The following is a 12,284-nucleotide window of genomic DNA, read 5'->3' on the forward strand; positions in this document are numbered from 1 at the left end:
CCGGGTCAGAGTCCGTACTCCTCCAGCAGCCGCAGCCATACCTCGCTGATCGTCGGGTAGGCGGGCACCGCGTGCCAGAGCCGGTCGATCGGCACCTCGCCGACGATGGCGATGGTGGCGGCGTGCAGCAGCTCGGCCACGTCGTAACCCGCGAACGTGACGCCCACCAGAACTCGTCGCTCCTCGTCGACGATCATGCGAGCCCGGCCGCGATAGTCCTCGGCGTGCACCGACGATCCGCCCACGGCGATGTCCAGGTCGGCGACCCGGGTGCGCAGGCCCGCCTGCCGGGCGGCCGCCTCGGTGAATCCGACGGCGGCGACCTCGGGATCGGTGAACACGACCTGCGGGACGGCGGTGTGATCCGCGGTGGCGGCGAACCGGCTCCACGGCGAGGCGCTGCGGGCCTCGGGCGATCCGGCCGCACGGCCGGCGATCACGTCGCCGACCACCCGGGCGGCGTACTTGCCCTGGTGGGTCACGGGAGCCCGGCCGGTGACGTCGCCCGCCGCGTACAGCCAGCCGCCCTCGACACCGGTCACCTGCCCGGAGTCGTCGACCCGGAGCGGCTCGCCGGGGGTGAGGCCGACCACGTCCAGCCCGATCTCGTGGGTCGCCGGGCTCCGCCCGGTCGCGACGAGCAGCTCATCGGCCTTGATCCGCCTGCCTTCCTCGGTTCGCAGGGCGATGCCGCCCGCTTCGGCGCCGACCCGTTCCAGCGAGGTGTCGAGCAGAATCTCGACGCCGTCCTCCCGCAGCCCGTCGGCGACCAGCTCGCCCGCGAAGTCCTCGAACCGAGGGAGAAGTCGTGCGCCGCCGTTGATCAGGGTCACGTTCGAGCCGAGCCGGGCCCAGGCCTGCGCCAGTTCGACGCCGACCGGTCCGCCGCCCAGGACGGCGAGACGTCGAGGGACCGAGCGCGCGGAGGTCGCGTCCCTGGAGGTCCAGGTGCGGACCTCGTCGAGGCCGGGGATCGGCGGGGTACGCGGAGCACTGCCGGTACAGACGACCACGGCCTGGGCCGCGGTGACCTCACGGTCGCCGTCGGCGTCGGTCACCCGGACCCGACGCGGGCCGGTGATCCGCGCGGTTCCCTTGATCACGGCGATGCCGCTGCTGCGTGCCCATTCGAGCTGACCGTCGTCCTTCCAGTCGGCGGCGATGGCATCCCGCTCCTTGAGGACCTCGGCGACGTCCAGCCCGCCGGTCACCGCCTCCCGCGCTCCGGGGACACGGCGGACGGCGGCGAGCGCGCTGCCCGGCCGCAGCAGCGCCTTGCTCGGCATGCAGGCCCAGTAGGAGCACTCGCCGCCCAACAGCTGCGCCTCGACGATCACGGCGCGCAGCCCGCCCTGCACCGCGCGAGCCGCCACGTTCTCGCCGACCGCGCCGCCACCGATGACAATGACGTCGTACTCGGTCCGTTCTTCGATCTTCTTCTGATCCACGCCGAACAGCGCACCGCAGGCCGCGCGCCCCGGCAACTCGACGTCACCGTTCTGTGACCTGTCGTACGCGGACCGACACGCGCCGCCACCGCGTGGGCGGCGGCATCGCCGGCCGGGCGATCGTCGTCGCGTCCCGCAGCCGCGATGCCCCGCGCCATGGTTCCGCGCCCGTTCGCGGCGCCGGTCCGGCAGTCGCTCCGTGGCGCGCGGCTCGGCGGGCACCGCAGGCGCTCACCGCCACGGCAGGCGACGGCGGGCGGAGGTGTCGTGCCCGGGGCCGGGACGGGTGGCGGCGCGATCAGCCGGGCTCGCCGCGTCTCTTGCGGTGTGCGACCCACATCAGGTCGACCACGGCGATGACGGCCAGGATCGTCAGCACGGTGCCGAAGACCGGCAGTTCCGCGAGGAAGAAGAACACGGCGGCGCCTGCGCAGAACACGAGACCGAACCCCGCCAGCCAGAGCCGGAGGGTCAGGGCACTCCTGGTGGGCGCCGCGCCGCCGATGCCCGCGGTCGGGTCGTGGTAGTCGTACAGACCGCGCTCGTACTCGGCGCGGCTGCGTCGACGTCGGGGTTCTCGGGCGGACTCGGCCATGCATCGGTAGTACCCACGCACGCGCCGGGACACACGCCCGGCCGGTCCGGTGCCCGCGTCGGTCTCCGGCCCACATCCGTCCGACCCCCGCCCGTCCGACCACACCGGTCCCGGCGGCGTCGGGCCCAGCAGGCGTCAGCCCGCGGGGGATCGGCCTGGAACGCCTCGGCACCGGCGGGATCGGTCGGGAAGGCGTCGATCCGGAGGGGCGTCGGCCGGACCGCGTCGCCCCCGACGTCCCCGGCCCCGCTGCCAGCCTGCCGCCGACGACTCGGTCGGGACGAATCAGGCCGGGCGTGGGCGAGCCCGGCGGGCCGGGCCGGGGTGGCGCCGCCGAGGCCGATCCCGGTCCCCGGCCGCCTGTCTTCCCCCGGGCGGGCCGTGGACGGCTCGTCACCGATCGATCAGTCGATCTCCCGGACGGGATCGACCTCGTCGTGCGCCGCGCCCGGCTGGTCCGGGACGGCCGATGTCGTCCCGGACCGGCCGTCGCGTCCGAGACTCTCCGCCGGGCCGCCCTGCCTCGGGATCACCGCAGGCACGCGGGTCACCGCGAGCCTCGGGGTGGGCGACTCGGGCGGCGGGCTCGGGGCGGGCGAGTCCGACACCGTCTCTCCGGTCCGCTCGACACTCGGGTGCGCCGGGGAGTCGGCCCGCACCGCAGGCGTCGCGGACTCCGGCCGGATCGGCGAGGGCACCTCCCCGACCAGCGTCGGCGGCCGAGTGAGATACGGACCGCACACCCGCATCGCCAACATCCCGAGGGCCAGCAGCGGGACGATCCCCGCCAGCGCGCTCGCCGTGGCACCGGCGCTCAGCACGTCTCGTGGCAGCAGCCGTGCCCGCCGGTCCACGGGAACCCGACGTCGGGGCAGCGAACACAGGTAGAGCAGGACGATGAACCCGACCAGACCGAGCACCGCCCGATAGACGGCTTCGTGATATCCGAGGCCCTCGGCGGCGAGCATCACCAGGAGCCAGCCTGCCAGGGCGGTGTACTGCGCACGCTCGGTGGTCGCCGCCCACAACAGGCCCGCGCCCCAGGCGCAGATCAGCAGGAGGGTGTGCCGTTGCGGGTCGGCGAGGAACTCGCCCGCCGACCGCAGCGCGTCGCGGATGTCGACGCCCACCGTCTCCAGTGCCCGGCCCGGCACGTCCAGCGGCGAGAGTCGGGACGCCGCGGGACCGATCTGGCCGAGTATCCAGGCGCCCGACCACAACGAGATGATCACAGCCTGCACCCGCTGCCACCGGGGCCGATTCGCGGCGTGTCGCACGAGCAGCGTGAACTCCTGCCAACGCGGCAGCAACGCCGCGGCTCTCGACGGCCGAGAAGTGCGCACCCCTGAGATGGTCCCGGCTTCGTTCCCGCACGGGAAGACCCGCCCCACAGACGGCGCAGGAAGCGCGACCCGCACCGAGAAATCAACACTCACAGTGATATTTGCCTGATGCGAACGAGTGGTTCGCCGTCCTCGAACGCTCCTGCCACCCAGCCGTGGTCCGGCCGCGACGCGCCGATTCTCCACGTTCGAGTGAGGGGCGCCGAGCAGCCGACGGGCAGGCGTAGCGTCGAGGACACCGCCGCCGCATTACCCCGTCCGAGCACGCGACCCTCGCGTTATCACTCGAGGTCTTCGCAGGTGCCGACAGTCTTTACCGTCATGCCCCGTCACCTCGATCACTCGATCGACATCGAGCCCGTCCCGAGCGCGATGCGGACCCTCGTCGCGGCATGACGACACGATCCGGGCGACCGGACCCGACAGTCGCACGAGAAGGGAGCCGGTGGTGACTTCACCACTCTTCGTAGTCAAGGACGAGCTGTCCTCCCCGGTGTGTGTCAGTTACACCACCGGAGGGCGACCTGTGGTGGCGATCCGCCGGGGACAGGTGTTCTCCCCCGAGTTCGCCCAGACTCTCTCCGACGCGCTGAGTACCACGACGCCGAGCACCCCCACGCTCAGCACCCCTCCATCGAGCGCCGCGGCCGCGAGCACCACGCCGACGGGCACGCCGACGCCGAGCACCCCCAGCCCGGCCGCGCGGCAGGTGCCGCCGGTCGTCCCACGCCAGACCGACAAGGAGCGCGCCATCGAGAGCGACATCCCGGCACGATGGGCGCCCGTCACGACGCGGGCCGCGCTCCGGTCCACCCCGCTCTCCCGCTGATCGGCCATATACCTCAATCCGGCTCGCGCGCACGGCTGGACTCGCCAGCCGAATACAACCCGTTCGAGTGAACCCTTCGGCGCAGTGGCCCAGCTGGGTACTCCTGGCAGTGGAGTCGTCTGGAGGTGGCGAACAATGACCAGCGGTATGCAGGACATCAAGAAGCTGCCAGGTCGCACCGTCTACGGTGCCGACGGCAGCAAGATCGGCAAGATCGCGCAGGTATGGCTGGACGGACCGTCCGGAGAGCCGTCCTGGATCTCCGTGCACACCGGCCTGTTCGGAGTACGCGAGAGCTTCGTCCCGGTCGCGGGCATGCGACACAACGACCAGGGCGACGTGGAGGTTCGCTACAACCGCGACCAGGTCCGCGAGGCTCCGCAGGTCGCCCCCGACCAGGGCGAACTCCCGATCGAGGAGGAGAGCAGGCTGTACGACTACTACGGCCTGCCCAGCCAGCGGCAGAGCACCGAGAGCCTGAGCAGCGGAGGCCGACAGACCGCCGGGCCCGACACCGTACGGCCGAACGCGGCGGGAGCGGCCGGGATGGCGGGCGCCACGGGCGACGGACGGCAGGAGTCCCGCGATGCGGCGGCCGAGGCGCGAGCAGGCCAGCAGCGTGCCGCGAGCACCTATCCCGAGATGCTGGCGGCCGAGGAGCGCGCCGCGGGTCGATCCGGTGCCCCGATGCCCACGCCTCGACGCGGCGCCACCACCGGCCGGGCGGAGTCGTCCACTACCGCCGGGCAGACCGATCGAGGCGAGGCCGTCACCCGCTGCGAGGAGCAGCTCAGCGTGCACGCGGAACAGGTGGAGGTCGGTCGCGCCTGGCTGCGCAAGTACGTCGTCACCGAAGAAGTCGAGATCAAGGTGCCGCTCAAGCGCGAGCGCGTCCGGATGGAGACCGAGCCGATCACCGATGCCGATCGGGAGGCGGCCGCCGGGTCGGGCCTGCGCATCCACGAGGAGCGGCGCGAGGTCGTCCTCCATGAGGAGCGCCCCGTGATCGAGAGGCGAACGGTCCCGGTCGAACGCGTACGGCTCACCACCGAGACGACGACTGAGGAGCAGACCATCACCGAACGGGTCCGCAGGGAACGCTTCGAGTTCAACGACGGACGTGACGGGCGAGACGGGTCGGGCAGCCAGGGTGCCGACTCGGGCCGCCCGACCTGACTACCCCGTCGTCGCCGATCCGGACGCTGCCGGGACACGCTTCGCCGCCCGACTGGCCTCACCCCTCACCAGGCCACTCGGGCGGCGTCGCACGTCGTCCGGCAGGCATGGCGGAGACCCTCGGGAGAGATCGGTCGCCGAAGAACGATCGACGGTCTCGATCCGCTGTCGGAACTGAGGACAGCGTGGCAGTCGAGCGGCGACCCGGGAAGCGTGCGAAGACTCAATCGGACTGAGGAGATCTACTCATCTCGGGCGGACTGCCCGGGGCAGGACCTGGATCGTCGGAAGCGAGCCCAGGGGCCGCGCCGGCGCAGAGGATAGCCGCGTCGGGACCGATCCGCATCGACACCGCCGCACACCGGGCGCGGACGAGGGCCCCTCCTCATCGGGAGGGGCCCTCGTCACGTCGCTCGCGTCGGCTCGGTCGAGGTCGCCCGCGTCCGGCGGGCGACGGGTTCGGCGGCAGGGTCGCGCACGAGGCGGGGTCGACCCCACCGAGGGTCAGAGCGCGTCGCTGTCGCGTTCACCGGTGCGGACCCGGACGACGGAGTCGACCGAGGTCACCCAGACCTTCCCGTCCCCGATCCGGCCGCTACGAGCGTTCTCCACGATCGTGGCCACCACGTCGTCGACGACAGAAGTCTCGGTGAGCACGTCGATCCGGACCTTGGCCACGTAGTCCACCGAGACCCCCGCGCCCCGATAGACCTCGGTATGGCCCTTCTGCCTGCCATAGCCGCGGACCTCTCCCACGGTCATGCCCAGCACGCCGAGTCGGTCCAGCCCGGTGCGGATCGCGTCCAGGGTGGCGGGCTTGACGATCGCGGTCACCAGCTTCACTGCTTGCTCCCCTCATAGGCAGGCGAGTCCGGGTTCGCCGTCAGGGCCGTCGTGGCCGTCGACGCCGTGGTCGTGCCCGCCGATCCGGACTGACGTGCGACCCGACTGACGGCGAAGCCCGCGAACTCGTAGGCGCCCTCGGCGTGTTCGGACTCGTCGACGCCCGCGTCCTCGGCCTCCGGCGGGACCCGCAGCCCGACGACCGCCTTGACCAGCAGCGCGAGCAGCAGGCTGAGCACGAAGGAGTAGGCAAGCACCGCGATGGCGCCGACCGCCTGGACACCGAGCAGTTCGAGGCCGCCGCCGAAGAACAGGCCGTCGACGCCCGCCGGGGTGCTGCCGTCGCCGAAGAAGCCGATCAGCAGCGTTCCCACCAGCCCGCCGACGAGGTGTACGCCGACGACGTCGAGCGAGTCGTCATACCGGAAGCGGTACTTCAGGCCGACCGCGAGCGCGCAGAGCGCGCCCGAGACGAGGCCGACGGCGATGGCGCCGAGCGGGGAGACCGACGATCCCGCGGGCGTGATGGCCACCAGTCCGGCGACGATGCCCGATGCCGCGCCCAGGGTGGTGGCGTGCTTGTCGCGAATCCGTTCGACCAGGAGCCAGGCGAGCATCGCCGAGCCGGTCGCGACCAGCGTGTTGACCAGGACCAGCGCCGCCGCGCCGTCCGCGGCGAGCGCCGAGCCCGCGTTGAAGCCGAACCAGCCGAACCACAGCAGGGCCGCGCCGAGAACCACCATCGGCAGGTTGTGCGGCCGCATCGGTTCCTGCGGCCAGCCTCGGCGTCTGCCGAGCACCAGCGCCAATGCCAGCGCCGCCGCACCCGCGTTGATGTGGACGGCGGTGCCGCCCGCGAAGTCGATCGCGCCGAGCGTGTTGGCGATCCAGCCGCCCACCACGCCGGACTCCTCGTCGCTGAAGGCGAAGACCCAGTGTGCCACCGGGAAGTAGACGACGAGTGCCCACAGTCCCGCGAAGAACAGCCAGGGCCCGAATCTGATGCGGTCGGCGACCGCGCCCGAGATCAAGGCCACCGTGATGATCGCGAACATCGCCTGGAATCCGACGAACGCCAGGGTGGGAATGTCACCGGACAGCGAGTCCGGACTCCAGAGGCCGTTGAGGCCGAAGTATTCCAGCGGGTCGCCGAGCAGGCCGAGGCCCACGTCGTCGCCGAATGCCATGGAATAGCCGAAGAGCACCCACAGGATGCCGACGACCCCCATGCTCCCGAGGCTCATCATGATCATGTTCAGCACGCTCTTCGAGCGAACCATGCCACCGTAGAAGAAAGCCAGCCCTGGGGTCATGAGCATCACCAAGGCCGCGCTGGTGAGCACCCACGCGGTATTGCCGCTATCCATCTCGCCTCCGTTCGTGCCGACGCTTCGGCCAAGGTTCGAACCGGGGCGTTTCGGCATGTGTCCTCCGACGTTGCCCATACGTGAAATACCTTCACGCTTGGTTACGGGAAGGTTTCCGCCGCCTGGCGAACATCGACGTGACGGGGGGCGAGACGGAGCGAGCGGACCGGGCAAGGTTACGGAATGCTCACGGCTGAACGGGAAGTCCTTCTCTCTCTCGGCCGCGATCCCGCAAGGTCACGGCTCGACGGAGCCTCGTGCCGCAAGACGAGGCGCGGCGCCCCCGTGGGGACACCGCGCCTCCTCATTCCGTGACGGCCTAGACGGCCCAGTACCAGGACCGAGAGCCGTAGGAGTACTCCGCACGGCTGTCGACATGGGTGAACGTGTTGTAGCGGATGATCCCGGAGAAGCCCGAGCTCTGGCTGTAACCGATGGTCTGGCTCACCGAACGACCGCTGATGACGATGTCGGCCGCGATGCCGTACATGTGCTGGCTGTTGGACGCGCCGCCGACGGCCGCGTTGTGCGAGACGCTGCGGAAGCCGGAGTTGATCGTGATCGGCCGGTCACCCGACTTCTTGCGAACAGCCTCCAGCTTGTACATCAGCCTGCGGACGTTCTCTCGTACCGTGGAGGCGCCGACGCGCCCATTGTTGAATGCCGAACCATCCTTGGAGTGGAATTCCGAGAAGTTGAAGTGCCGGGTCGATCCGTCCGACGCCTCCAACCAGTTGAGTCGGGACTGCGTGGCCGGGCCGACCACGCCGTCGATGCCCAGTCCGTACGCTGCCTGGAAACGACGAACCGCGCCCTGAGTGGCGGGGCCGAAGTCACCGTCGATGGCCAGCGCGGTACGTGAAGCGCTTGCGGCCGCGTACCCGGCCACCCGAATCTGTAGTTCGCGGACGTCGGCGCCGCTGTCGCCCTGTCGAAGAGTCCTCGTCCAGTTGTAGGCGTGCGCCTCTGGCGCACTCACGACACTCACGGTGCCCATGGTCATCACCAGCGCGGCGAGCAGGACGCTCATTCGTACGAGCAGTCTCAGCATCGTCGTTCTCCTTCCACCCAGTATCCGGCGGCGCAGGGGCCGTCCATTGCTCACCGTGCCGATTTCTCGGCGAAATAAACAGAGGGTAAGAGAAGAATTCACGTACTCGGCGCCGGACTTCGGCTGGACGGATCAGCGATGCATCGGTGGACGGACCAGCCCACTGCGCCGGGCGGCCGCCGGTTCTACGACCGTTGGCTTCGGGACGCACCGCCGAGTGGACGTCCGGACCGGTGCGCCGAGGAACGGCTCCGGGCGTCTCGGGCAGCCGAACGGTTCCCGCACGCTCGGCAGGCGCCGGCCGAACGCGCCCACCCGGGGAGCGCGGGCCCCTGTGACGTGGCGGCCGCAGGGGCACGGACGCCGCGCCGTGCCCGCGGGCCTCGGCAGGTGTCGCCGCCCCGCTGAGAAGCCTACTTGGGACGGACACCCGACCGTCGCCGCAGGCGGCCGATCGACCGACTGAAGCACGGCGGGAGAAGGGGTTCGGCGGGACTGCGGCGCGGTGGGAATCGAGGCACAGCAGGGCCGGCATCCCGGCGCCGCACGTGAGTCATGCCAGCCCGCGTTCTGCCGTCCCCCGCGTCGACCACGGGCCGCCAGGGCCGACGAGCCGGCCGGTCGGGCCGCGCGCGACGCCCGGCTCGGCGGCCCGGCCCGGCAGTGCAGCCCGGCGGCCCGGTCGAGGGCACCCGGTCGAGCGCGGCGACCCAGCCGAGCAGGAGTGCCTAGCCGAGCAGCGCGTCGACGAAGGCGGCGGGCTCGAACGGCGCGAGGTCATCCGGGCCTTCGCCGAGGCCGACGAGCTTGACCGGAACGCCCAGCTCCCGCTGCACCTGGAAGACGATCCCGCCCTTCGCCGTGCCGTCGAGCTTGGTGAGGACGATGCCGGTCACGTCGACGACCTCGGCGAAGACCCTCGCCTGGGTGAGCCCGTTCTGTCCGGTCGTCGCGTCCAGGACGAGCAGCACCTCGTCCACCTCGGACTGCTTCTCGACGACCCGCTTGACCTTGCCCAGCTCGTCCATCAGGCCGGACTTGGTGTGGAGTCTGCCCGCGGTGTCCACCAGGACCGCGTCCGCGCCCGCGGTGGTGCCCTGCCGGACCGCGTCGAATGCGACGCTGGCCGGGTCGGCGCCCTCGCGGCCCCGTACCACCTGCGCGCCGACTCTGGTGCCCCAGGTGGCGAGCTGATCGGCGGCGGCGGCTCGGAAGGTGTCGGCCGCGCCGAGCACCACCTGTCTGCCGTCGGCGACCAGCACCCTGGCGAGCTTGCCGGTGGTGGTGGTCTTGCCGGTGCCGTTGACGCCCACCACGAGCAGGACCGCGGGCCTCCCGCTGTGCGGCAGCGCCTGGACGGAACGCTCCATCTCCGGCCGGAGCGATTCGATCAACACCTCGGCCAGCAGCTCCCTGACCTGCGCGGCCGTCCGCACCCCTCGCGAGGCGATGCGTTCACGGAGCTTGCCGACGATCTCGGTGGTCGTCACGGCGCCGAGGTCGGCGAGGAGCAGGGTGTCCTCGACCTCGGTCCAGGAGTCCTCGTCGAGGTCGCCCGCACCGAGCAGGCCGAGCAGACCCTGCCCCAGGGCCGAGCGGCTGCGCGCCAGCCTGCCGCGCAGCCGTTCGAGGCGCCCTTCGGTCGGTGCGATCTCCTCGATCTCGGCGGTGGCAGGCGGTGCCTGCGTGGCCTCCGGGGGCGCGGTCTGTGCGGGAACGGGAGCCGTCGGCGGCTCGGCGGGCTGCGCGGGCACCGGAGTGGTGGGCGGCTCGGCGGGCTGCGCGGGCACCGGGGTCGTCGGCGGCTCGACGCGGACGTCGGGATCGGCGGTCTGTGTGTCGGCATCGGACGTACGGCCCGTCTGCTCGACGGCGGGGGCCTCGGGCGCTGCCGCGGTCTCCGTCGAAGCCCCGGTGTCCGCAGGGGTCGCCGTGTCCGCAGGGGTCGCCGTGTCCGCCGCCGGCGGCAGGGTCACGTCGACGATGCCGCGCCGCCGGGAGTCCCTCGGCACCGCCGCGTCGTCGCCCACCCCGGGTTGGCCGTCGACCTCGGTGCGCTCGGCCGCGGTGCGCGCGGACAGACTGATCCCGCCGCCCGCCTGATAACCGCCGCCCCTCGGGCCTCGGGTCACCTCGTCCGCGGGGGCGCCCGACTCGCTCTCGCTCAGCCGGATGCGTCGGCGGCGGACGAGCGCCACCCCCGTGATCAGCGCGGCGGCGAGCACGACGAGAGCGATGACGAGAACCCAGATCAACGTGGTCGGCACGCGGTCATCCTCCCACCCGCCACGGCCTCGGGCGGGAACCGGCCTGGGCCGGTGTCGCGCCGCCGAACCGACTCACAGCTCTTGCGCAACACGCCGATGTGCTCTAGACCACAGCAGATGGATCGTTGTCGGGTCGTCGGTCTCAGTTCGGGCACGTCGATGGACGCCGTCGACGTGGTCGTCGCCGACCTCGCCCTGGAAGGCGAGACGGTGTCGTTGCGTCCGGCGGGCGGTCTGGGCGTGCCCTATCCGGCCGAGTTGCGCCGCGCCCTGGGGGCCGTGGTCGAGGAGGGCGACTGCTCGGCCCGACTGCTCTGCATGCTCGACACCCGGGTCGGACAGGTCTTCGCCGAGGCGGCGCTGCGGGCCATCGACGAGTACGGCGGCGGCCGGGCCGATCTCGTCGCCTCGCTCGGGCAGACGATCTACCACTGGATCGAGCCGGGATCGGCGGGAGCCGCGGATCGATGCCTGGGAACGCTTCAGCTCGGGTCGCCCGCCTGGATAGCCGAGGCGGTCGGTCTTCCCGTCGTCGCCGACCTCCGCACGAGAGACGTCGCCGCGGGAGGCCACGGCGCCCCGCTCGCCGGGCTCTTCGACCGGTACTGGATCGCGGGCCTCGTCGGTGACCGGCTCACCGATGACACGCCGATCGGTGTGCTGAACCTCGGCGGCATCGCGAATCTGACCGTGGCCGACGGCGCGGCGACCATCGCCTACGACGTCGGTCCGGCCAACGCCCTGCTCGACGCCGCCTGCGCCGACCTCGATCCGGCGGGTCCCGGCTACGACGTGGACGGCGGGCTCGCCGCGCGAGGACGTCCCGATCCCGGTCTGCTCGGCGAACTGCTCGCCGACCCCTACTACGCCGCCGCCCCGCCCAAGTCGACGGGCAAGGAGCACTTCAACGGCGCCTACCTGCGCGCCCGACAGTCGGCCCACCCGGCCGTCACCCCGGCGGACCTGCTGGCCACGCTGGTGGAACTGACCTCGGCGACGATCGGCGACGCCGTCCGAAGGCACGGGCTGTCCCGTGTCGTCGTCTCCGGCGGCGGTGCGCGGAATCCGACGCTGCTTCGAGCGCTGCGTGCTCGGCTCTCACCCGCCCGGTTGATCCTCAGCGATTCGCTGGGGATGCCCGGCGATGACAAGGAGGCCTATCTCACCGCGCTGCTCGGCTTCCTGACCTGGCACGGGCTCCCCGGCAACCTGCCGTCGGCCACCGGTGCCGTCGGGCCGAGGGTGCTCGGCTCGATCACTCCGGGAGCCGGCCCGCCGCGGCTGCCCGCACCCGGCGCCGAGCCCGTTCGCGCTCTGCGCATCGATCACGCCAGACCCGACCCCGGCCCGCACGCCGCGTACTGA

At 71.8% G+C, this 12,284-nt stretch carries 10 protein-coding genes; 3 read left to right on the forward strand and 7 right to left on the reverse strand.

Going from position 1 to position 12,284, the window contains the following annotated elements:
- Positions 1–5 precede the first annotated feature (5 nt).
- From AHOG_RS23475 to AHOG_RS23485, 3 genes are all read right to left on the reverse strand, one after another.
- A complete protein-coding gene (locus tag AHOG_RS23475) occupies positions 6–1,448 on the reverse strand; it encodes a dihydrolipoyl dehydrogenase family protein (protein ID WP_245856412.1) in 1,443 nt (480 codons plus the stop codon).
- A gap of 298 nt (positions 1,449–1,746) precedes the next feature.
- Positions 1,747–2,043, reverse strand: coding sequence for a DUF6343 family protein (locus AHOG_RS23480; RefSeq protein WP_093943269.1), 297 nt, complete (start codon positions 2,041–2,043; stop codon positions 1,747–1,749).
- A gap of 404 nt (positions 2,044–2,447) precedes the next feature.
- The gene (locus AHOG_RS23485; protein ID WP_157737015.1) at positions 2,448–3,386 is read right to left on the reverse strand and encodes a hypothetical protein; all 939 of its coding nucleotides are present in this window, start codon (positions 3,384–3,386) and stop codon (positions 2,448–2,450) included.
- A gap of 448 nt (positions 3,387–3,834) precedes the next feature.
- On the opposite strand from AHOG_RS23485, the gene AHOG_RS28895 reads away from it, so the two are divergent.
- Together AHOG_RS28895 and AHOG_RS23495 are read left to right on the forward strand one after the other, a co-directional pair.
- Positions 3,835–4,215: a hypothetical protein gene (locus tag AHOG_RS28895; protein WP_157737016.1), complete on the forward strand. Its 381-nt coding sequence runs from the start codon at positions 3,835–3,837 to the stop codon at positions 4,213–4,215.
- A 135-nt stretch (positions 4,216–4,350) separates the two neighbouring features.
- Positions 4,351–5,391, forward strand: a complete 1,041-nt coding sequence (locus AHOG_RS23495; RefSeq protein ID WP_093943272.1) for a DUF2382 domain-containing protein — start codon at positions 4,351–4,353, stop codon at positions 5,389–5,391.
- A 504-nt stretch (positions 5,392–5,895) separates the two neighbouring features.
- Here AHOG_RS23495 and AHOG_RS23500 read toward each other — a convergent pair.
- The 4 genes from AHOG_RS23500 to ftsY form a co-directional block, all read right to left on the reverse strand.
- The gene (locus AHOG_RS23500) at positions 5,896–6,234 is read right to left on the reverse strand and encodes a P-II family nitrogen regulator (RefSeq protein ID WP_093943273.1); all 339 of its coding nucleotides are present in this window, start codon (positions 6,232–6,234) and stop codon (positions 5,896–5,898) included.
- The gene (locus tag AHOG_RS23505; RefSeq protein ID WP_093943274.1) at positions 6,231–7,601 is read right to left on the reverse strand and encodes an ammonium transporter; all 1,371 of its coding nucleotides are present in this window, start codon (positions 7,599–7,601) and stop codon (positions 6,231–6,233) included. The genes AHOG_RS23500 and AHOG_RS23505 overlap by 4 nt, the downstream gene beginning before the upstream one ends.
- 319 nt (positions 7,602–7,920) lie before the next feature.
- Entirely contained in the window at positions 7,921–8,652 is a 732-nt protein-coding gene (locus AHOG_RS23510) for a D-Ala-D-Ala carboxypeptidase family metallohydrolase (protein WP_093943275.1), read from the reverse strand.
- Between the two features lie 728 nt (positions 8,653–9,380).
- Positions 9,381–10,919, reverse strand: coding sequence for a signal recognition particle-docking protein FtsY (gene ftsY, locus AHOG_RS23515; RefSeq protein WP_093943276.1), 1,539 nt, complete (start codon positions 10,917–10,919; stop codon positions 9,381–9,383).
- Between the two features lie 117 nt (positions 10,920–11,036).
- On the opposite strand from ftsY, the gene AHOG_RS23520 reads away from it, so the two are divergent.
- Positions 11,037–12,284, forward strand: a complete 1,248-nt coding sequence (locus AHOG_RS23520) for an anhydro-N-acetylmuramic acid kinase (protein WP_093943277.1) — start codon at positions 11,037–11,039, stop codon at positions 12,282–12,284.

This window comes from Actinoalloteichus hoggarensis (assembly GCF_002234535.1).
In the GTDB taxonomy this organism is placed as follows: domain Bacteria; phylum Actinomycetota; class Actinomycetes; order Mycobacteriales; family Pseudonocardiaceae; genus Actinoalloteichus_A; species Actinoalloteichus_A hoggarensis.